Annotated in this window: 17 protein-coding genes, 1 tRNA gene and 4 pseudogenes; 13 read left to right on the top strand and 9 right to left on the bottom strand. The window is 46.5% G+C overall.

Translation table 11 applies throughout. From position 1 onward, the window contains the following. Positions 1–17: 17 nt before the first annotated feature. The 3 genes and pseudogenes from pdxA to EAO33_RS05170 all read right to left on the bottom strand — a co-directional run bounded on the left by pdxA (position 18) and on the right by EAO33_RS05170 (position 2,667). Positions 18–941, bottom strand: coding sequence for a 4-hydroxythreonine-4-phosphate dehydrogenase (gene pdxA / locus EAO33_RS05180; RefSeq protein ID WP_120945627.1), 924 nt, complete (start codon positions 939–941; stop codon positions 18–20). Further along, positions 931–1,704 (bottom strand): pyridoxine 5'-phosphate synthase, encoded by a 774-nt coding sequence (locus tag EAO33_RS05175; protein ID WP_120945625.1) that lies wholly within the window; start codon positions 1,702–1,704, stop codon positions 931–933. The genes pdxA and EAO33_RS05175 overlap by 11 nt, the downstream gene beginning before the upstream one ends. Next, positions 1,695–2,667: pseudogene (locus EAO33_RS05170) on the bottom strand (glycosyltransferase family 4 protein). Before EAO33_RS05170 ends, EAO33_RS05175 begins: the two are co-directional and overlap by 10 nt. 38 nt (positions 2,668–2,705) lie before the next feature. Here EAO33_RS05170 and EAO33_RS05165 point away from each other — a divergent pair. From EAO33_RS05165 to EAO33_RS05140, 6 genes and pseudogenes are all read left to right on the top strand, one after another. Then, positions 2,706–3,296, top strand: a complete 591-nt coding sequence (locus EAO33_RS05165; RefSeq protein WP_205589510.1) for a phosphatase PAP2 family protein — start codon at positions 2,706–2,708, stop codon at positions 3,294–3,296. A 56-nt stretch (positions 3,297–3,352) separates the two neighbouring features. Then, entirely contained in the window at positions 3,353–5,029 is a 1,677-nt protein-coding gene (locus tag EAO33_RS05160) for a methyl-accepting chemotaxis protein (protein WP_120945623.1), read from the top strand. A 70-nt stretch (positions 5,030–5,099) separates the two neighbouring features. Beyond that, on the top strand, positions 5,100–6,776 hold the full coding sequence (locus tag EAO33_RS05155; RefSeq protein ID WP_120945621.1) for a methyl-accepting chemotaxis protein: 1,677 nt from the start codon (positions 5,100–5,102) through the stop codon (positions 6,774–6,776). A gap of 36 nt (positions 6,777–6,812) precedes the next feature. Next, positions 6,813–7,466 (top strand): annotated as a pseudogene (locus EAO33_RS05150) (UPF0323 family lipoprotein); the annotation flags it as partial. A 129-nt stretch (positions 7,467–7,595) separates the two neighbouring features. After that, positions 7,596–8,768 (top strand): glutathionylspermidine synthase family protein, encoded by a 1,173-nt coding sequence (locus tag EAO33_RS05145; RefSeq protein ID WP_120945617.1) that lies wholly within the window; start codon positions 7,596–7,598, stop codon positions 8,766–8,768. Continuing rightward, on the top strand, positions 8,768–9,298 hold the full coding sequence (locus EAO33_RS05140) for a PepSY domain-containing protein (protein ID WP_120945615.1): 531 nt from the start codon (positions 8,768–8,770) through the stop codon (positions 9,296–9,298). The genes EAO33_RS05145 and EAO33_RS05140 overlap by 1 nt, the downstream gene beginning before the upstream one ends. Here EAO33_RS05140 and corA read toward each other — a convergent pair. From corA to gap, 3 genes are read right to left on the bottom strand one after another with little or no spacing between them, the layout of a single operon-like run. Further along, positions 9,295–10,248: a magnesium/cobalt transporter CorA gene (corA, locus tag EAO33_RS05135; RefSeq protein WP_120945613.1), complete on the bottom strand. Its 954-nt coding sequence runs from the start codon at positions 10,246–10,248 to the stop codon at positions 9,295–9,297. The two genes, EAO33_RS05140 and corA, sit on opposite strands and share 4 nt — an antisense overlap. Next, positions 10,245–11,477, bottom strand: a complete 1,233-nt coding sequence (locus tag EAO33_RS05130; RefSeq protein ID WP_120945611.1) for a phosphoglycerate kinase — start codon at positions 11,475–11,477, stop codon at positions 10,245–10,247. The genes corA and EAO33_RS05130 overlap by 4 nt, the downstream gene beginning before the upstream one ends. After that, positions 11,461–12,462 (bottom strand): type I glyceraldehyde-3-phosphate dehydrogenase, encoded by a 1,002-nt coding sequence (gap, locus tag EAO33_RS05125; protein WP_120945679.1) that lies wholly within the window; start codon positions 12,460–12,462, stop codon positions 11,461–11,463. The genes EAO33_RS05130 and gap overlap by 17 nt, the downstream gene beginning before the upstream one ends. A 149-nt stretch (positions 12,463–12,611) precedes the next feature. On the opposite strand from gap, the gene EAO33_RS05120 reads away from it, so the two are divergent. The 7 genes from EAO33_RS05120 (at position 12,612) to EAO33_RS09735 (ending at position 19,120) form a co-directional block, all read left to right on the top strand. Beyond that, complete coding sequence (locus tag EAO33_RS05120) at positions 12,612–12,920, top strand: HU family DNA-binding protein (protein WP_120945609.1); 309 nt, start codon at positions 12,612–12,614, stop codon at positions 12,918–12,920. Positions 12,921–12,945: 25 nt separating this feature from the next. Beyond that, positions 12,946–13,022: transfer RNA gene (locus tag EAO33_RS05115), tRNA-Arg, on the top strand. Positions 13,023–13,154: 132 nt separating this feature from the next. Then, a complete protein-coding gene (locus tag EAO33_RS05110; protein WP_120945677.1) occupies positions 13,155–14,402 on the top strand; it encodes a TolC family protein in 1,248 nt (415 codons plus the stop codon). Positions 14,403–14,411: 9 nt separating this feature from the next. Then, entirely contained in the window at positions 14,412–15,107 is a 696-nt protein-coding gene (locus tag EAO33_RS05105; protein WP_120945607.1) for an efflux RND transporter periplasmic adaptor subunit, read from the top strand. A 9-nt stretch (positions 15,108–15,116) separates the two neighbouring features. Then, entirely contained in the window at positions 15,117–18,164 is a 3,048-nt protein-coding gene (locus tag EAO33_RS05100; protein WP_120945605.1) for an efflux RND transporter permease subunit, read from the top strand. After that, the gene (locus tag EAO33_RS05095; protein WP_120945603.1) at positions 18,164–18,724 is read left to right on the top strand and encodes an outer membrane beta-barrel protein; all 561 of its coding nucleotides are present in this window, start codon (positions 18,164–18,166) and stop codon (positions 18,722–18,724) included. The genes EAO33_RS05100 and EAO33_RS05095 overlap by 1 nt, the downstream gene beginning before the upstream one ends. 273 nt (positions 18,725–18,997) lie before the next feature. Then, a complete protein-coding gene (locus tag EAO33_RS09735) occupies positions 18,998–19,120 on the top strand; it encodes a hypothetical protein (protein WP_268877466.1) in 123 nt (40 codons plus the stop codon). Between the two features lie 84 nt (positions 19,121–19,204). On the opposite strand, the pseudogene amiF reads toward EAO33_RS09735, so the two are convergent. The 3 genes and pseudogenes from amiF to EAO33_RS09225 form a co-directional block, all read right to left on the bottom strand. Continuing rightward, positions 19,205–19,324 (bottom strand): annotated as a pseudogene (gene amiF, locus EAO33_RS05090) (formamidase); the annotation flags it as partial. A gap of 98 nt (positions 19,325–19,422) precedes the next feature. Continuing rightward, positions 19,423–20,580 carry a YbfB/YjiJ family MFS transporter gene (locus tag EAO33_RS05085; RefSeq protein ID WP_120945601.1) on the bottom strand — a complete coding sequence of 386 codons (1,158 nt, stop codon included), beginning with the start codon at positions 20,578–20,580 and terminating at the stop codon, positions 19,423–19,425. Between the two features lie 11 nt (positions 20,581–20,591). Beyond that, a pseudogene (locus EAO33_RS09225) lies at positions 20,592–20,831 on the bottom strand (transposase); the annotation flags it as partial.

Raw genomic sequence — 20,831 nt, 5'->3', positions numbered from 1 at the left:
CTTACTTTTTAAGGGGGCTAGCCCCCCACCAACCACTCTATAGCATTTTCATAACTCTTTGTGCTCGCCAAATTTTGATAAGCGATGTCAAAGGCACAGCCGTGATCCACACTGGCGCGTTTAATGGGCAGATTTAAAGACACATTGATACTCTCTTCAAAATACAGGGCTTTGAGCGGGGCTAACCCTACATCGTGATAAAGTGCGGCAAAATAGCGGTGCTTTTGCCTAAAGTGGGGTGCAAAGGCACTATCAGCTGGGATAGGTCCTAAAAATTTTGGTGTTTTTAGCGTGTGGTTGACCTGATTAATCGCCTCTTGCACGATATTATCCTGCACCCCAATCACTCCCCCATCCCCACAATGTGGATCGATCCCTAAAACCACAATCTGGCTAGCTTGGGGTAAGACCCGCCCCAAAGTGTGCAAAAACTCTACTAGGGGTTCTAAGCGCACGCGCTCACTCACTGCGCTTAAGGGGATATGATCGCTAAAGAGGGCGACCCACAAGCTAGGGCAACCAAGCATCATGATCGCCTCTTGTCTGTAGCGATCTCTTAAAAGCGCGGTGTGTCCGGGCGCGCTCACCCCGGCTAATTGCCATGCCTTTTTGTGAATAGGCAGAGTGCATACCCCACTCACCTCTTTGGAGTCGGCTAAATTAAGGGCGTGTAAAAAGCTAGCATAGCTATAAAACCCGCTTTCTTTGGTGATTTGGGCGGGCTTAATGGGGGGCAGAGGGGCGTTGAACTCTGAGCATTGCATGCTTTTCAGGCTATGTGTGTGGGCGTGATCTAACAGTGCGTCCGCCCGCTCTAAGAGTTCTTTATGCGCGCAGTAGATCGGTTGGCAGATTTGGCTAATCTTGGCGTGGGCTTTAAGCGCGATTTCTAAACCTACACCATTGACATCTCCAATAGAGATGGCTATTTTAGCGCGCAATTCTGATTGCCTCTTGCATGTCTTTAAGCGCGCGCTCTAAGCCCACCATAATCGCCCTAGCCATGATCGCATGCCCGATATTGAGCTCTTGCAAACTTGGTATGCGTGCCACCAGCCCCACACTAAAATAATTCAAACCATGCCCAGCGCACATCTCCAACCCCATTTTCTCCCCGGCTAACGCGCTTTGCTCCAACTCTTGCAAGCTTGTATCTAGGCGCGTTTTTAGATTAGTGTGATCCAAATTGAGGCGGTTTTTATGGTGCTTAAAGTTGGAGTAAAGGGTGTTGTAAAGATTGCTAAATTGCCCCGTGTGCAACTCCACCACACGCATCCCCAGATCGCGCGCGCGCTTTAAGTTTTCTAACCCCGGATCAATAAAGAGGGCGACCTCTATGCCATGTTCTAAATAAGTTTGAATGGTTTGGGGGAGTTGGGGGTGTTTTAAGTTAAGCCCCCCCTCTGTGGTGATTTCAGCGCGCTTTTCAGGCACTAAAGTAACCTTAAAGGGGCGTTGTGCGCATAAAATTTGCGTGATCTTAGGATCGATCGCACATTCTACATTGACCGGCATGGGGGCGTGCTTGATAACGCTAATCAAATCGTCCTCATGGATATGGCGGCGATCTTCTCTTAAATGCAAGGTGATCAAATCCACGCCCACATTTTTAGCAATAAAGATCGCCTCTAGGGGGTCTGGCTCATGGATTTTGCGCGCCTCTCTGAGCGTGGCGATGTGATCGATATTCAAACCTAAGCGCAAGAAGACTCCTTAGAGTGGTTTAAAAGCCATTGATAAAGGGTTAAATACCCGCACACAAACACCCCAATCAAGCTTAAAAGCGCATAAGGGTGGTGGCGAGCAACAAAGCTGACCAGCATAAAGGGGAGATTTAAAAGCACCACCACCAAACCCGTTAGGGCGTTGGGGTTTAGGGGGGTGTTTTGGCGCGATAGAGCTTTAAAAAGCAAGGTGTGCAAGTGCAGGGCATCGGGCAGAGTGGCTTTTTGCTTTTGGAGTTTGCGCCTAGCAATGGAGAATAAAACCTCTGTTACCGGATACACCATTAAAGCCAGCCCAAACCACACGCTCACCACCCCCCTAAGGGCTAAATCCATCAAACTTACCCCACACACCAGCCCCAAGAGGTAAGCCCCCCCATCGCCTAAGAAAATATACCCCTTAGGAAAATTGAGCACTAAAAAGCCCAGCACCCCTAGCAAGAGGGCTAAGAGTGCGGGGTTAGGCTCAATGGCATATAAAATCCCTAATGCCACCACGCTCAAGCCCCCAGCCAGCCCATTAAAACCATCAATGATATTCATCGCGTTGATCACGCCCACAAGCATAAAGACGCTAAAAAACCATGCAAACCAAAGAGGCAAGGTAAGCAAGGGATTAAAATCTCTCAAAACAAGCGATCCCGTGCTCACCAGCAAGCCCACACCCGCACTTTGCAACAAAAGGCGTTTTTTAGGGCTTAAAGGGCGATTAGCATCCTCTAAAAATCCGCTAAGAAACACCAAGATTCCACCTATTAGGATATTCCAAGACAATCCACCGCTTAGCACAAAGACTAAGAAAATCCCTAGTCCCCCCGCGCGCGGTTTTTTGGGTGTGGAAACCTTGGGGCTTGTGGGCATTATCCACAAACAAAGACGCGCGCCTAGAGTAAAAAATCACCCCCAACGCACAACAAAAACTAAGCAGGAAATAGATCCACATACCCGCATTATACCTAACAAAATGCTATAATGGGGGTTATGCAAAAAATCATGCGAGCAGGTTTGGCGTTGTTACTCTGTGCGCGCTTGGAGGGTGCGCCTAGTGCACAAGAAGTCAAGATTTTAGAAGATATTGGGGATGTCTTGCGCTTGATGCCCATTTTTGTGGGGGTAGTGAGCCTTGGTATGCGCGATTATAGAGGGCTAGGGGAATTAGCCATAGGGAGTTTTGTAACCCAAGGGGTGATTTATGGGATCAAGGGAGCGTTCCAAAGCGCGCATGATCGCGGGGTTAAAGTGCCCTTTGCTAAACGCCCTTGTTGTGATAGCTGGCGGGGGATGCCCAGCGGGCATGCCGGGGGGGCATGGAGTGCAGCCGGGTTTGTGTTTTATCGCTATGGCTGGAAACCGGCTTTGCCTGTGATCGCTTTAGCCGTATTGACTGATGCGAGTCGTGTGGTGGCGCGCAAACACACGATTTTACAAGTGGTGGTGGGGAGTTTGATTGGCTGGGGTTTTGCCTATCTCTTTACCTCCAAATACCGCCGTAATTGGGAGCTTTACCCCGAAATTGGGCTAGATGAAAAGAGAGGGGCGCATTATGGGTTAGCAGTGCATTATAGATTTTGACTCATTGCTATTCTTAGGGGATAATGTTAGAATTGCTCTTTTTTTAGGGGGTGCGTATGCGCTTAGGTTCCAAGATGTTGCTCAATGTGTTTTTATCTCTAGTGGCGATGGGGATTGTTGTCCTGTGCGTAGCCGCCTACATGCGCAAAGAACTCGTCTACCACATCACCCACATTGCCAAAAAGCAAAACATCGCCAAGAAGGAATACAATCTCAAACACATGTATTCTGTGCTGGAATACTCCTTGAGAATTTTCCACCGCACACAGAATCAAGAAATGGCTTTGCGATCGGCTCTAGACCTCATTGCTGAGATCAATAATAACCCAGACATTTACTACATCGTGGTGGTGGATAAGACCGGCAAGGTGATCTACGCTCCAGTCATACCCCATATGCAGGGCAAGAGTGGGTTAGAACTCAAAAGCACTGATGGGGTTTACTATGTGCGTGCGTTTTTGGATGTAGCTAAAGCGGGTGGGGGCTATGTGCGCTATGAAATGCCTAAGGTGGCTGGGGGTGTTCCTGAACCCAAAGTGGCGTATGTGCACTTTGATCCTGAAGAGAATTTGATCTTTGCGGTAACTTCTTATTACAGCGACATCGCCCAAGACGCACAAGCTCTAACCAAGATGGCTAAAGCCCAAGAAGCTAAGGAATGGGTAACTTTGGTGGGGTTGTATGTCTGTGTGATTGTGGGGATTCTCCTCTGTTCGGCTCTATTCATGCGTTGGACGATTTTTACACGCCTAAAGACTTTAATGTCCAAGGTGGTCGCTTTCACGCAAGGAGATAAGGATTTAACCAGCCGTTTCCCTCCCGATCATTCTAAAGATGAAATCGCCCAAACCGGAGCCTTGATCAATGGTTTTGTGGAGGACATCCATGGCGTGGTTAAAAACATCTCGCAACACAGCGTGCAAAACCGCCAACTTGCCACTTCTTTGAACACGATCATCGCCCAAACCACCGCCAACACCCAACACAGTATCCAAGAGATCAAACAGCTTTATAACACCTCTTTAGACCTCTCAACAACGATGAAAACCTCTTTGAACGAAGCCCAGAGCGTGAGCGACAAATTGGGTAAAACCCAAGATTCGATCAACCAATCCAATAGCGCGCTAAGTGGCATGTTAGGGCATATCATAGAGAGCGCGCAGACTGAGGAAACCCTAGCCTTGCAAATTGAACAACTGAGTAAGAACGCGGACAATGTCAAGGCGATTTTGCACATCATTGACGACATCGCTAACCAAACCAATTTGCTCGCGCTCAACGCCGCCATTGAAGCCGCACGCGCGGGCGAGCATGGCAGAGGCTTTGCGGTGGTGGCTGATGAAGTGAGGAACCTAGCCGCGCGCACGCAGAAATCTCTTTCTGAGATCAATTCCACCATTGGGGTGATTGTCCAAGAAATTAATGATGTGGCGACTCAAATGGGGCATAACTCTAAGAAAATCCGCGATTTGAGCACCAATAGCGCGCAGGTGCAACAGAGCTTTGAGGGCATGAGCGTGGAGATGGGGGGCATGTTGAGCGACACCCAGAACTTTATCCGCAATTATCTCAAAACCAGCGAAGACATCGCAGGCATGATCGCCAAACTCAACTCCATCGAACAGAGCACCCAAGAGGGCGCGCGCAATACCCAAGAAGTGCTAAATCTTTCCAATTCCTTGCACACCTCAGCCTTGGAATTAGACGCTAATATCAAACAATTTAAGATTTAGAGGGTTTATGCTGTAAATTTTGCTTTATGGTGTATATTAGTGCCTGCATATCTATTCAAAGAGAGATGGCATGCGTTTGAGTCTAAAAATCATGGGAAATCTCTTTATATCTTTGGTGGTGATGGGGACGATCTTGGTGGTTGTGGCTGACTATAAGAGACACAAATTAGTGCAGGATATTATTGAGGAGACCGAGCAAGATGACATCCAAAAGAAGGAATACGCTCTTAAATACATGTATGGCTTATTGGAGCGTTCCTTGCGCGTGTTTTACCACACCCAAAGCAAACAAGAAGCTGTGCGCTCTATTTTAAACTTATTGCAAGAGATCAATGGCGACACTAGCATCTACTACATCTTGGTGCTAGAAAAGACCGGAACAGTGCTTTTAGACCCAGCTAACCCCTCCCATGAAGGCAAGAATGGTCTCGATTTAATGAGCGCCGATCACATCGCCTATGTTAAAGATTTAATCGAGCAAGCCAATGCGGGCGGGGGGTATGTGCGCTATAAAGTCCCTAAAAATGTGGGGGGTAAGCCTGAATCCAAAGTCGCCTATGCCCACTTAGACCCTTCTGGAAATCTTGTGCTAGCTGTTACTTCTTATTACAGCGACATCATCAAGGATTTTGGCACTTTGGAAACACGGGTTAAAAAACAAGATAGGGATGATGCCAAAATCTTGGTGGCATGGAATGTGAGCATCATGGCAGGCATTGTCGCCATTTCGGCTATTTTAATGTATTTCACCATTTTTAACCGCCTCAAGGCTTTGGTGACTCGAATCGCCACCTTTTCGCATGGAGATAAAGATCTCACCAGCCGTTTTAAGGTTACCTATCCTCATGATGAGATCGGGCAGGCGGGAACTTATATCAACCACTTTGTGGAGAGTATCCATGAGGTGATGAAAAATGTCCAGCACCACAGCATGGAAAATAAAACCTTAGCAGATTCGCTACAAAAGTTTATCACCAATGCCACCGGCTACACACGCACCAACCTTGCAATGATTAGGGAACTCCACCTCTCTTCTTTGGATTTTTCTAACACTATGGGGGTGTTAATCGGGGAAGCTCAGGAAGTGGGCAGCAAATTAGGCAGGACTCAGGACTCAATCCATGTCTCCAACACTTCGCTTGCTGGCATGCTCGATTACATTTTAGAGGTCGCGCGCACAGAAGAGGAGCTCTCAGTGCAAATTGAACAGCTCAGTAAAAATGCCGACAGTGTGAAAGGGATTTTGCATTTCATTAACGAAATCGCCGACCAAACCAATTTATTAGCCTTGAATGCCGCCATCGAAGCCGCACGCGCGGGTGAACATGGCAGAGGCTTTGCGGTGGTGGCTGATGAAGTGAGAAACCTAGCCGCGCGCACGCAGAAATCTCTTTCTGAGATCAATTCCACCATTGGGGTGATTGTCCAAGAAATTAATGATGTCGCCAGCCAAATGAATCATAATTCCAAGAAAATCAAGGATTTGAGTGAGAATAGTTTGGAGGTGCAAAAGAATTTTAAAGGCATGAGCGCGGATATTGAAACCATGATTGAGAACACGCATGGGTTTATCCGCAATTACACAAAGACGGGTGAAAATATTAGCGCCATGCTTGAAAAGCTCACCAATGTTGAGAAAAACGCCCAGCAATCCGTCCAAAATGCGCTCAAGGTGCTAGAGTTAGCCAATTCTCTACACACCTCGACCGTGGAATTGGACTCAGACATCGGGCAGTTTAAAATATGATATGCTAATATGAAAGCTTTTAACACAAGGGTAAAAATGCAAACTCCATTTAGGAAAATCTCAGATTACGCCATTGTAGGGGGGCTTAGCGCGGTGGTGGTAGTGGCTTTGGCTGGTTGTAAGGACGATTCACAAAAAGCCCCGCAAAACACCCCAGAAAAGCCCAAAGAAAGTAGTAGCCAAACCCAGCAGATCAAAAAGGGCGCGCTGGTGATCTTGCAAGAACAGCCCGATAAGAGTTACAAGGTGGCTGAAGAATACCCCAGCGACAAAACCCGAGTCGTGGTGCGCGACATGCAGGGCAAGGAGCGCATGTTGAGCGATGAAGAGGTGCAAAAGCTTATCAAAGAGGAGGAGGCTAAGATAGACAAGGGGAGCAGCCAGCTGACCAAACCCCCCGCTGAGGGAGGGGGCTCAGGGCTGGGCATTGGTGCGGCTATTTTGGGGAGCGCGGCTGGAGCTATTTTGGGGAGCTACATTGGCAATAAGCTTTTTAATAATCCCAATTACCAACAAAACGCCCAGAGAAATTACAGCTCACCCCAAGCCTACCAACGCAGCCAAAATAATTTTAGAGGAACGGCAGGCACGCCTCCAGCTAGCCCCAACCGTAGCGGGTTTTTTGGATCGCAAAACCACAGCCCGACCACAAGCCCAGCGACAAATGCGAGTCCAAGCTCAGCCACAAGCCCGGCTAACCAAAACAGACCCCTAGCCCATCCAACCACCCCCTCAACCCCCACACAAAACACCACGCAACAGGGGCGTAGCGGGTTTTTTGGAACGCAACGCGGATCTAATATTTCTTAAAGGACAACCATGCGCCTTAAAACTTTAAACCCCTTGAGTGCCCAAGCCTTAGAGGAGATCGGACTAGATTGGCACACCGATTTAGATGCTAGCCCCTATATTAGCAATGATTTAGTGGTGGTGAGCCAGCAAGAAGCCAATGCCTATTATGAAGCCTGCAATGAACTCTATGACATGTTTGTAGAGACCGCGCAGATGGTCATTGATCAAGAACGCTTTTTTGAGCTAGATATTCCTAATAGCTTGATTCCTATGATTAAGCAAAGCTTTGAAGAAGAGGTGCATTGGCATATTTATGGGCGTTTTGATTTAGCTGGAGGGTTAGATGGACAGCCCATTAAGCTTTTGGAGTTTAACGCGGACACGCCTACCATGCTCTATGAGAGTGCTGTGGTTCAATGGGCTTTGCTCAAACACAATGGCTATAATGAGGATTTGCAATTTAACAACATCCATGAAGCTTTGAGCCAGAATTTTAAACGCCTTGTAACTCTGAGCGAGGATGTGAGTGCTTTTGAAAATATGTATGAGGGTTGGAAGATTCTCTTTTCTAGTGTGCGGGGGAGTTCTGAGGAAGAGAGAAGTGTGAAATTTTTACAAGATGCCGCGCAAAGTGCGGGCTTTCAAACGCATTTTGCTTACATGGATGAGGTGCAATTCAACGCACAAACGGGCGTATTCTTTGAGGGCGTGAATTACGAGTTTTTATTTAAGTTAGTGCCTTGGGAGAGTATCGCCATTGATGAGCCCGAATTAGCCTTGCTCATGCAAGACATGATGGCTAACCAAAATACTATTTTTTTAAACCCCGCTTATACGCTCCTTTTCCAAAGCAAACGCTTTTTAAAGGTGCTTTGGGAGCGCTACCCCAACCACCCCCTGCTTTTAGAAGCCAGTTATGAGCCCTTGCAAAACAAAAAACAAGTGCGCAAGGTTTCTTTTGGTAGAGAGGGGGCGAATGTGCAAATTTTAAATCCCGATTTGAGCGTGGTTTTCCAAACACAGGGGGTATATGGTAATCATAAGCCGGTGTATCAAGAATACGCCCCGCTTAATAGGGTGGGGGAGTTTTACTACCAACCCAATGTGTTTTTTGCCTATGAGGCGTGTGGGCTGGGTTTTCGCAAGGGGGGGCTGGTGATGGACAATTATTCTAAATTTGCTAGCCATATTTTGCAATAATGTCCCTGCAAAACCTCTACAAATTCCACGCTTATGCTAGCGTGTTTTTTCTGCCCGTGGCGTTGCTGTTTGTGGTTAGTGGGGTGGCGTTTTTGTTGGGTTTCAACGCCAATAGCGGAGCGCAGATCACTAAGTGGAGTGCGCCCCTTGCACCCAAAGAAAAAGAATTAGAATTTCTCCTAGACTTTTTAAAACAAAAAAACATCGCCTTACCCTCTAAGATTGAACCTAGAAGACACAAGGGGGCTTTACTCATTGGCACGGCGGGTTATGAGATCAATTTGAGTGCTAAGGGGGATAGAAGTGTGATCACAAGTATCCGGCGCAGCGCGCTAGGGGTGATCATGCAGGTGCACAAGGGTAAAGCGGGCAAGGCTTTAGAGATATGGGGAATTATCTTTGGGGTGTTCTTGTGCTTGTTCTATGTGAGTGGTCTGCTTATGGGTTTCAAGCGCAAAAACACCAAGGGCATCTTCATCGCCTTTATCTTAGGGCTTAGCACACTGGGAAGCTTGCTTGCGTTAGCCTAGAGCCACCCCTTCTTTTTGAAATACAAAATAGGCAGAATTGTAGAAACAATCATCGCCACGATCGCCACCGGGTAGCCAAATTCCCAGCGCAATTCAGGCATGAACTCAAAATTCATCCCATAGATTGTCCCAATTAGAGTAGGGGGCATCATCGCCATTGTCGCCACGGTAAACAGTTTGATGATCTTATTTTGCTCTACATTGACTTGGGAAGTGAAAAGGTTTTGGATATTATCTAGGGCGTTGAGATTAGCCGTGCTAAACTCCACTAAAGAATTAAAATCCTTGATGATGATATTAAAATCGTTCTTGGTTTCGCTATCGACCTTGTTACTCTTTAAAAGGGCGGTGATGATGCGCCGTTTGTCAAATAAAGAATCGCGCAATTCCATGTTAAATTCCTGCAAGAAAGAAAGAGAAATTAAGGTTTCCTCATGGGTGCAAGCCTCTAAATCAAAGACAATTTGCTTGCGCAACACGCTGGTTTCGCGATTGACTTCCTCTAGGCAGTCTGCGCCCTTTTCAAAGTAGAGCTCTAGGATTTTAGCCAAGATGTCAAAGCCGTCATGGAATTTTTTGGGGCTGGCTAGCACGCGCCGCTGCACTTCTTGGAAGATGGGATAATCTCCACTATAAAGCGTGAAGAGGATATTATTGGCGATAAAGTAGGTGATGGCTTGCGTGTGGAAAGCTAGGGGCGAGTCTTTGTAGATAAAGTAGGTGTTGATCGTGATAGAAGTGCTGTTTTCCCAATACTTCACCACCGCGCTTTTTTCGGGATCCTCATAGAGATTGAGATCGTAATTTTGCGCGATACAGCAGAGTTCAGCAAAGGTGGGGTTGATGAGTTCATACCAAAGAATATTTTGTTCCTCAAAGGGAAAACTCTCAAAGCCCTGAAAAGCGAAGATTTCAACAAAATCGTGATTCTTGGCAAAGACATTGATCATGCGCGCTCTTGAGTCTTGCGATCCAACACTTCAAAGGCGACTAAAATCTTGCCCTCTAAGAGCTCCAAACTCGCCCCCCCGCCTGTGGAGATGAAACTCACACTGTCCTTATAACCCGCACGCGTCAAGACATCAATAGTATCCCCCCCTCCAATCAAAGAGAAAGCATAGGTATTAGAGATACTATGAGCAATTTGGAATGAGCCCCGACTGAAAAGAGGCACTTCATAGACTCCAAGCGGTCCGTTCCAAATGATGGTTTGGCTGCTGGCAATCACCAAAGAGAAGAGCTTAGAGGTAGCTGGTCCAATATCAACAGCCATATGATTTAAGGGAATGTCTTGGGCGGGAGTGATTTGCACATGATCGGTGTAATCCGTGTGGGTGCTACTCACCACATCCACAGGCAAATACACATGCACACCCTTTTTTTTAGCCACTTGCAAAATCTCTAAGGCTTCTTGAACCAAATCCTCTTCCACGAGGGAAGCTTGCATGTGGTAACCTAAGGCTTTTAAAAAGGTGTTACTCATCGCGCCCCCGATGATGATCTTATCCACGCGATCTAAAATATTGTGCAATAGTTTGAGTTTAGAACTCACCTTAGAACCCCCCACGATCAAGAGCACGGGGCGCAAGGGATTGGCTAGAGCCTTAGCAAAGGAGTTGATCTCTTTTTTAAGCAAAAAACCCGCGACCTTAGTGGGCACAAATTCAGCAATCCCATAAGTGCTAGCGTGTTTGCGATGGCTCGTGCCAAAGGCATCATTGACATAGACATCGCACAAACTGGCTAATTCTTTGGCAAATTCTGGATCGTTTTGCTTTTCGCCCCTATAAAAGCGCAAATTTTCAACCAAAACCACCGGGTTAGTGTGTGTGGCTTGCAATTGTTTAGCCATTTCCAAAGAGTGCGCAAAAAAGACCTCTTTATTGAGTAACCTCTCTAGGCGTTTGACTAGATGGCTGAAAGAAAATTGACTCTGTTTATCCCCATCAAATTGGGGTTCAGGTCGCCCTAAATGCCCCACCAACACCACTGAGCGCGCTCCATTGTCAATGCAGTAATTGATCGTAGGGATGCTTTCGCGCATGCGCGTGTCTTCTGTGATGTTGAAATCTTTATCCAAAGGCACATTGAAATCCACGCGGATCACCACATTTCGATCTTGCAACGCCACATCTTGGATTCCCAAAACCTCTTGCATGCGCTTAATTCCTGCTAGCATGTATCCCTTTCATTGTGTAATAAGCCATCTCCACTAGCCGTTGAGAATAACCCATCTCATTATCATACCACGCCAATATCTTAGCATGGTGTTTATCTAAAACTAAGGTTTGATCCTCAATATAGATCGCGCTATAGGGGCTATCAATAAAATCGCTAGAAACTCTTTGGTGGGTATCAATGCCTAAAATGCCCTTTAAATGCGTGCGGCTGGCTAATTGCATGCTCGCATGGATGCCCTCTAAGCTCATCTCTTGATGGGTATGCACACTCAAATCAATCAAGCTCACCACCGGAGTGGGCACGCGCAAGGCTAAGCCCTTAACTTTAGGGGCTAGATGGGGCAAGATGTGGGCTAGAGCCTTATTGACCCCGGTGCTCGTGGGGATCATATTTAACCCTGCGGCTCTAGCACGGCGTAGGTCTTTATGTTTGGAGTCTAGAAGATTTTGATCGTTAGTGTAGCTGTGAATCGTGCTCATCAACGCGTGTTCGATGCCAAAATTTTCATCAAGCACTAATAATAGCGGGGCTAAGGCATTAGTGGTGCAAGAGGCGTTGGAGATGATGGGTTCATTGGCATAAGCGCTGTGATTCACGCCATACACAAAAGTGGGGGTATTGGTGGCTGGCGCAGAAATAATAACGCGCTCTATGGCATTTTTTAGATGCGCTTTAGCTAGATGGATGTCGTTAAATTTTCCCGTGCATTCTAAAACCACCTGCGCGTTGCCAAAATCTAACTTAGAGGGATCGCGTTCTTGCAAAAAACGCACGCTTAGGCTATTGCCCATGCACAGATGTTGCGCATCTATCTTTTCTACGCGCATGTTGTGCCTATGCAAAGAGTCATAACGCAACAAGTGAATCAGGGTGTCTAAATGGCAAGTAGAATTGAGGGCGACTAACTCCATGTCCTCGCGTTGTGCCACAATGCGCGCGGCACACAAACCAATGCGCCCTGTCCCGTTGATCGCCACACGCACCAAACTAGCCCCTTTAGTTTTTATTAAAACCTTGTATCATACAATAGCTAACTTGAAGGGCTCTTAAAGGCGTAATTGACGCGATTAAAGCGATTTTGTAGTATAATGGTGTCCGTGTTTTGCGAGAAATTACAATGGAAGGAAGCGCGATGAAAAAATTGGAGTTTTTGGACTTGATGCAAAAGGAAGGCGGGTTTAAAGACAAGAAAGAAACAGAGGCAGCGTTGAATGGCTTTGTCAAGGCGGTAGAAAAAGCTTTGAGCGGGCATGAGAGCGTGGAGTTAGTGGGTTTTGGGAAATTTGAAGCCGTTTTGCAAAAGGGCAAAAAAGGCAAAGTTCCCGGGAGCGATAAGAATTACACCACTAAGGACAAGATGGTGCCTAAGTTCAAGCCGGGCAAAGTACTTAAAGATGTGGTGGCCGCTTCTAAAGTGGCTGTTAGCAAAAAGAAAAAATAGTGTCCTACGCGCCTAGGGCGCGCTTGTCCTTGTAGCTCAGTTGGATAGAGCGTACGATTCCTAATCGTAAGGCCGTGGGTTCAAATCCCGCCAAGGACACCAAGCAATTCACATAGGGAGTTCGACTTGCGTTCTAACTTTTTCTGGTGCTTGTGTTGTTTGTGGACTTTTGGGGTTTCTGTGCACGCCCTAGAATTAGAAGCATACCACCCCACGGGCACTCTAGCTCTAGGAATCGAGCAGTTAGAAGCCATAGAAGAGAACAAGTTTGCCAACACTACCGGAGGGGCTTTAGGCTTGTCTGAACTCATTAAAAACGCCGACAATAACTATTCTTTGCAAGCAGCCCGCCTACAGGTGAGTCAAGCCCTCAAAAACCATGCCATCGCTAAAGCTAAGTTTCTGCCTACCATGACGAGCAATTACACTTTTAACCGCCGGGACAGAGACACGCCTTTTTTCCCCAACTATAATATGCAACTGCTCAACACGAATTTAAAATTGAACCTTTTCAATGGCTTTAGCGATGTCAACAATGTGCGCGAGAAGTCAGCCACCTACCGTTCCAACAGCGCTAACATGGAGTACACAAAGCAGAGTATTTACTTGCAAGTGGTGCAGCAGTATTACCAGTATTTCAACAACCTAGCCCAACTTGTAGCCCTGAAGCGCAAGCTGGCTGAATTGCGCGCGGACATCAAGCGTGTTAGCCAACTCTTCGATCAAGGCTTGACAACCATTGACAATTTAGAAAGCGCTAAAGCGCAGGGAGCGCTGAGTGAAAACGACATCACAGACATGGAATTTTCTATTGAGCAGAATCGCCTGACTTTGGAGTATTTGACCAATTCTAAGATCCCTTCTTTGAAGCGCACCACGATTTTGGAACCCAATCTAGGACTTAAAGAGCGCGCGGATTTGCGCGCGCTAAGAGAGCAGATCACGGCTATCCACTACCAAAATAAGCAACTCAATTACTACCCCACAATCGATGTCAATGACGATTGGCAATACTACATTGAAAAGCCTGCTTTTGCCCGGGGCAAGGATAACAGATTTGGCAACCTCTTTCCTAACCAACAAAACACCTTTGGGATTGTAGTCGGGCTTAATATCTTAAATGACATTGGCATTAACTTGCAAAAGCAGTATTTGCGCCTCAACCAACTCTCTCAAGAAAAAACCCTCATGTATAAAAAAATGGAGCAACAAAAGGACGAACAGCTTTACCGCAAATCCTTAGACATGGCGCGCTCTAAAATCCGCAGTTCTGAAGCGAGCTTGAAATCGGCTACCGTGTCTTATGAGAGCATTAAGAAGAAATATAACGCGAGTTTGGTGGATTTCACCACCTATTTAAGAGCCCTGCGCACGCGCTTTGACGCGGAGGTGATCTACAACCAATCGCTCAATAATTATGAAATGCAAAAAGCCAATTATATTTTTTACAGCGGACACCATATCCAAGATTATGTGCGCTAAGGATCAACCATGAAAGCTATGTTATGCGTCCTGCTGTTGTTAGTGGGACTTGGGGCTAAAGAAGTGTATGCAATTTTTAATGTAGAAGCCCTAGAGGATGCGAATTTAACCTTAGATTCTTCGGGCATCGTGGATGCCATTTATGTGGATGTGGGGAGTGTGGTCAAAAAGGGGGATATTTTGCTCACCCTCTACAATAAAGATAAAAAATCCCAAGTGGATTCGATTGTCCAGCAGTTTAATTTCATGCAAAAACAATACGAACGCTACAAAAAAATCGGGGGCGCAATCGATAAAAACACTTTGGATAAGTATTATGCGGATTATAAAAAACTAGAATTTGATCGCAATTATGCCCAAGCGGTGGTGGAAAAGACGATTCTAAAAGCCCCCTTTGATGGCGTGATCGCCAGTAAGAACATTGAGCTGGGCGAGGGTATGGGGGCTAATAATACCATTCTCTTTAGGCTTGTGAGTAAAAAATTAAAAATGGTTTTAGAATTTGATTCTAAATACCTCCCCGATGTCAAGGTGGGGGATAAATTTATCTATAGTATTGATGGTAATCCCCAGAAAAAACAAGTGCTCATCACCAAGATTTACCCCACTATTGATGTGAGCACGCGCAAGGTGAGCGCAGAAGCCCTCTTACCCCCTAATAGCACTTTAGTGCCCGGGGTCTTTGGGGATGGGTTTATCCAATAGGGGGGTTGCGTGTATAAATTCGCCATTGAAAGACCTGTTACTACCCTAATGTTTGCCCTCATGGTGGTCTTTTTTGGCACCATGGCACTCAAAAAAATCAGTGTGGCGCTTTTCCCTAATATTGACTTCCCCATTGTGGTGGTCAAAACCGCTTACCCGGGGGCTAGTGCGGACATTGTAGAGAGTAAAGTAACCGACAAGGTAGAAGAAGCGGTTATGGGGGTGGATGGGATCAAAAAAGTTACCTCCAATAGCGCGCGCAATATTAGCATTGTAGTGGTGGAGTTTGTGCTAGAAAAACCCATCACCACCGCGCTCAACGACATTATCAACAAGGTGTCTTCAGTCAGCTTTGATGATCCCAATATCCGCAAGCCTGCCATTGATAAGGTAGACACCAGCGGACAGGCAATCCTCTCTATCTTTTTAACTAGCAAGCAAAAAACTTTAGCTGAGATCAACGACCACGCCAAAAACATCATCAAACCCATGCTCCAAAAGATCGATGGTGTGGGCGGGGTGCAGTTGCAGGGCTTTCAAGAAAAGCAGGTACGCATTTATGCCGATCCTAGCTTGATGAATAAATACGGGCTCACTTATGTAGACCTCTACAACGCCCTTAAAACCCAAAACCTAGAGATGGACGGGGGTAAGATTGTCGGGGATCAAAAGAATTACGCTATTTTAGTAGATGGCAATAGCTATACCCTAAACGATCTAGCCAATATCCAAATTGGCAACCATGTGCGCTTGAGCGATATTGCTACCCTTGAAAAGGGCATCGATCCAGACATCACTTACGCGAGTTATGGGCACGAACAGGGCATTGTGCTAGAGGTACAAAAGATCGCCGGGGCTAATGAAATTAAAATCGTGGATGGCATTTATAGGGAAATGGAGGCGATGCGCGCGCTAAGTCCGGGCTATGCTTTGCGCCCCTTTTTAGACACCACAGACTACACCCGCCACTCCATTAAAGATGTCAAGTTTGACTTAATCTTAGGGGGGATTTTAGCGATCTCTGTAGTCTTTGTGTTTTTAAGAAGCCTCTCTATCACCTTTGTTTCAGCCATGAGTATCCCTATCTCTGTGATGGGGACTTTTGCGCTCATTGATTGGATGGGCTTTTCTTTAAACATGCTCACCATGGTCGCCCTCACCCTCTCCATTGGGATTATTATTGACGATGCGATCGTCATTATTGAAAATATCCACAAAAAATTAGAAGCGGGGATGGATAAAAAGAGTGCTAGCTATGAGGGCGTGCATGAGATCGCCTTTGCCATCATCGCCATCTCAGCGATGTTATTATCCGTATTTATTCCAGTGGGGAATATGAGTGGGATTGTAGGGCGATTTTTCCAAAGCTTTGGGATCACGGTCGCGCTGGCTATTGTGATCTCCTATGTGGTGGTGGTAACAGTCATCCCCATGCTAAGCTCTATTTTAGTGAGCCCCAAACCCTCTGCACTCTATAAACGCACCGAGCCCTTTTTTCAAGGCATGGAAAAGGCTTATGCGCGTTTATTAGCTTGGATCTTAAATCATAAACTGATCGTGGGGCTAGTGGTAGCGGGCGTGTTTTTATCTTCTTTGCATGTGGCTAAAAAGCTGGGCATGGAATTTATGTTGCAAGAAGATCGGGGCATGTTCTATGTCTTTGTGAAAGCCAATACCGACATCAGCCTTAAAGAGATGTTGAAAAAAATGCAAGCCCTGCAAGCGGTGATCGAAAAAGACCCCGATGTGGAATTTGACTCCATGCAAGTGGGTTATGGGAATATCCAAAGCACCTTTAAGGGAAAATTCTATGTGCGCCTAAAAACTCCCCACACCAAAAACCAATTTGCCATCATGAAAGACTTGGGGGTTAAACTGCACGCCCTACCCGAAGCTAAGGATTTGGTGTCTATCAATCTAGCCCAAGTGCCCTTGATTGGCGGGGGGGATAGTTCGGCTTTTCAAGTGTATGTCTATGCGTCCTCACAAGCCTTAGTGGATAAAAGCGTGGCGGGCTTGAAAAAATTCTTACTAGAGAGCCCGGAGCTAAAAGGCAAGGTCGCAGGCTATCACACCAACACCTCCGACTCCCAAACCCAATACCAGCTAAGGGTTTTGCGCGCGGCGACTACAAAATACGGGGTGAGTGCCCAAGCGATCGCCTCTGTGGTGAGCGATGCGCTCTCTGGAGAAAACCGCGTGAGCTATTTTAAAGAACATGGCAGAGAATACGACATCATCATCCGTGTTCCCGCCAATAAAAAAACAGACATTGATGCGATCAAACGCCTACAAATCCGCAATAAAGAGGGCAAATTGATGTTTTTAGACGGGTTGATCGAGATTACAGAGCGCAAGGTCGCCTCTAATATCACCCGCTATAACCGCCAACGCAGTGTAACCGTGCTAGCTAGACCCGCTGATGGGGTGGATTTGGGCGAGTTATTGACCCAAGTCCAAAAGCACTCTAAAGAGTGGTTAGCACAAGGGGTAGCCTACACCTTTGCAGGGGATGCCGACAAACTCAAAGAGAGCAACCAAGCCTTTGGGGTGGCGATTGCCACAGCGTTTATCCTCATTTATATGATCCTAGCTGCGCTTTATGAATCGTTTTTAGAGCCCCTAATTATCATGGTTACCATGCCTTTAAGTTTCTCTGGGGCGTTTTTTGCGCTAGGTTTGGTGCACCAGCCTATGAGCATGTTTTCTTTAATGGGCTTGATTCTTTTAATTGGCATGGTGGGCAAAAACGCCACTCTCATTATTGATATTGCCAACGATCGGCGCAAAGAAGGGCATGGCATTGTGGAGGCGATCATTTTAGCCGGGGAATCGCGTTTGCGCCCCATTTTAATGACAACCATTGCGATGGTGTGTGGGATGTTGCCTCTAGCTCTAGCCAGTGGGCAGGGTGCGGCGATGAAATCCCCCATTGGGATTGCCATGAGTGGAGGGCTGATGGTGTCCATGATGTTGAGCTTATTAGTCGTGCCTATTTTTTATCGCCTCTTAGCTCCCTTAGATGATAAGATTAAGAGATTTTATCGGGGGGTTTGATGAGAATATTGGCGGCGTTTTTATTGTGTGGATCGGCTCTTGTGGCAGATAATCCATCTAAAAACCGCATTTTCATCGGGGTGAACACGGGCTTTCAAACCACCAAATCCACTTCAACGCCATGGCAAAATAACTTTTTATGGGGGATTTATGGGGGCTATCAATTTGACGCGCATAAATACTTTGCCCTAAGGGTGGATATAGACTACATCATGGCACTCAGACCCACCGCCCTACACACTAGAGTGTATTCTTTTTTAAGTGCCAATGTGGATATGATCAACGACTTTTACCGCCTCTCTAAAAAAATGGTGGTAGGCACTTATTTGGGCTTGGGGTTTGGGTATTTTCAAAGCGCAGAAGTCTTAAATAGCTCCGTGAGCGCGCGCAATTTTATGGGTTATAATGGGGTTTTCAATGTGGGTTTGGGGGGCACAATCGAACAGCAACACCGCGTGGAGTTGGGTGTAAAAATCCCCTTTGGGAGAATCAAATCCCTTAACCACCACGGATTTATCCAAACCTACTATTGGATCGCCTCTTACGCCTACTTGTTTTGAACACTCATAGGACTCATTAAGTCCAGTTTGCATGGAGGCAACTGGGGACTAAAAGCCAATAAGGTGCATGCATTAGTGTCTGTAGAGCGCAAAACGCTTATTAAGGCAAGGGAGCAAACCTAACTACTGGCACTAATTGGTGCGATCTAAGCTGCATGCGATGTTCTCTTGCACTTTTCACTCTAACAGCAAAAACACGCTCAATACACCCAAAGACAAGAGGCGTTTATACGCGCTATTAGAGCCGATGAAAGCGGGCATCTAGCGGCTTTTTTGGCGCAGGCGGCTAACTCTAGCGTGCAGGCACAAAGCACCCTCAAGGGGATTTTAAACCAGACCACAAGAAACCTCCAATTAGAGCTAGAACGCCTCAATTTAAACGCGCAGGATATTTGATGCGGAAAAATTTTGCCGTTTCATATTTGCTATATGCATAGTAGCTACATTCTTAAATAAAGCTCACAAAGAGCGCAACCCCACAATGATGCTTTCAATGTTTTTATCAATGTCTGCTCGGCTGTTAACCACGGGGACGGGGAACTGGATGGCCGCTACCAAAAACCCCTCAATGGGTTTACCCATACTTCCAATGCTACCCATAAAAACTCCTTGTGAATAAAATAAGCAACTAAAGTTGCTTGCGGAGCACTAAAAGAACTCTTTTAATACAGGGTAAACAAAAGGAGGATTTTAGGGACTCAGGAATGCCCATCCATCCCCTGAAAGATAGAGTGAGGAATAGGGAGTAACACAATAAAGCTCACAAAGAGCGCAACCCCACACACAAGAAACATTGAAGTGAAGCTCAAATGCCCTAGAGCTAGGGTAAAGATAAAAGAAAAAAGAGCTTGGAAAATCCCAAAACTCATCGTAACAAGGCTGGAAGCTTGCACGAAATGCGCCTTGCCCATGATGTGGAACGCCATTGTGCTAGTGAGGGTTAAATTCCCCGTTGTGCCAAAACCCATTAGAAAAATAGAGAGATCTAACCAAAAGAGATGGGCAGAATAAGCGGCAATAAGACAAGAGAGGGTTTTGAGGCATAAGATAATGCTGGAAGCGTGTTTCAAACCCACCCATTGGGCTAGCGAAGCGCTTAAAATCGTGCCTAAAGCCGCCCCAAAGCCAAAAAATGCCCATGACGCGCCCGCGCTTGCGTTACTAAAATGCAAGAAGCGCACCAAGTAATCCACCCAAAAGAGTGTGTGGGGCAGATAGCCAATGGCGTTTAGCACAACAGAGATCAAGAGCAAGACAAAGAAGTAGGGGATTTTAGCACTCTGTTGCGTAGCAAGATCTGGCTTAGGGGGGTGGAGTGTCCTTAAAGAGACGCTAGAAATGAGAAAGGCTAGCAAACTAATCCCCCCTAGAAACACCCACGCCCAATCAATGGCGTGGGCAAAGTGGGGCAGAATAAATCCGCTAAAAACAGCCCCCACCCCAATCCCACTAAAAATCAAACCGCTCACCAGCGAACGGGATCGCTCGCGCACAAAAGATAGGCATAGGGGCGCAGAAAGCACCATCAAGCACGCCGAGGCGATGCCCGCTAAAAAACGCCACACCCACGCCCAGACAAAGGGCAGGGAATCAAAAAAGCAGGCAAAGAAACTCAAAGCCACCACCAAGAAACTGATCTTGGCAATGCCTTCTAATGAGAGGTATTTTTGCAAGAAGTTGAGAGCAGCACTCCCAAAGATATAGCCCACCATCACCGCGATACCCAGCTGGATACTTTGGGCTTCGCTAAGCTTGCCTGAGAGGATCAAAAAGGGGATCAAGACCACATAGCCAAATCGCGCCAAACCATTGGAAACAAAAGTCGCCAAGAAACAAGCAAAGATACGCGCTCTCATACACACAGCCCCAATCTTTCTAAACATCTTATTTTAGCATGCCTGATGAGGGCAGTGCTTAAGCTTGTGTAAAAAGTCATTGCGGATATTAGCAATGCGCGTGTGCAAAGCACTTAGGCGCAAGCTGGCTTTAAGATAATTGCTAGACTTCCTAATCCCGTCATTCTTGGTTTTTGAATGGCGTTTTTTGCTAAGTTGTCTAGCAAGTCTTTGAAGCCTCCTTGTCAGCCTAGCTAAGGGCTTGGGTGCGC

Origin of the sequence: Helicobacter labacensis (genome assembly GCF_003660285.1) — a bacterium.
Lineage (GTDB): Bacteria > Campylobacterota > Campylobacteria > Campylobacterales > Helicobacteraceae > Helicobacter > Helicobacter labacensis.
Note: the sequence above shows the minus strand (reverse complement) of the source record. Positions and strands in the feature narration are given on the sequence as shown.

Bases quoted from the DNA above. Each gene is read 5' to 3' on its own strand.
- EAO33_RS05165 (WP_205589510.1), top strand. From the start codon at position 2,706: ATGCAAAAAATCATGCGAGCAGGTTTGGCGTTGTTACTCTGTGCGCGC.
- EAO33_RS05160 (WP_120945623.1), top strand. From the start codon at position 3,353: ATGCGCTTAGGTTCCAAGATGTTGCTCAATGTGTTTTTATCTCTAGTG.
- EAO33_RS05155 (WP_120945621.1), top strand. From the start codon at position 5,100: ATGCGTTTGAGTCTAAAAATCATGGGAAATCTCTTTATATCTTTGGTG.
- EAO33_RS05145 (WP_120945617.1), top strand. From the start codon at position 7,596: ATGCGCCTTAAAACTTTAAACCCCTTGAGTGCCCAAGCCTTAGAGGAG.
- EAO33_RS05140 (WP_120945615.1), top strand. From the start codon at position 8,768: ATGTCCCTGCAAAACCTCTACAAATTCCACGCTTATGCTAGCGTGTTT.
- corA (WP_120945613.1), bottom strand. From the start codon at position 10,248: ATGATCAATGTCTTTGCCAAGAATCACGATTTTGTTGAAATCTTCGCT.
- EAO33_RS05130 (WP_120945611.1), bottom strand. From the start codon at position 11,477: ATGCTAGCAGGAATTAAGCGCATGCAAGAGGTTTTGGGAATCCAAGAT.
- EAO33_RS05120 (WP_120945609.1), top strand. From the start codon at position 12,612: ATGAAAAAATTGGAGTTTTTGGACTTGATGCAAAAGGAAGGCGGGTTT.
- EAO33_RS05105 (WP_120945607.1), top strand. From the start codon at position 14,412: ATGAAAGCTATGTTATGCGTCCTGCTGTTGTTAGTGGGACTTGGGGCT.
- EAO33_RS05095 (WP_120945603.1), top strand. From the start codon at position 18,164: ATGAGAATATTGGCGGCGTTTTTATTGTGTGGATCGGCTCTTGTGGCA.
- EAO33_RS05085 (WP_120945601.1), bottom strand. From the start codon at position 20,580: ATGAGAGCGCGTATCTTTGCTTGTTTCTTGGCGACTTTTGTTTCCAAT.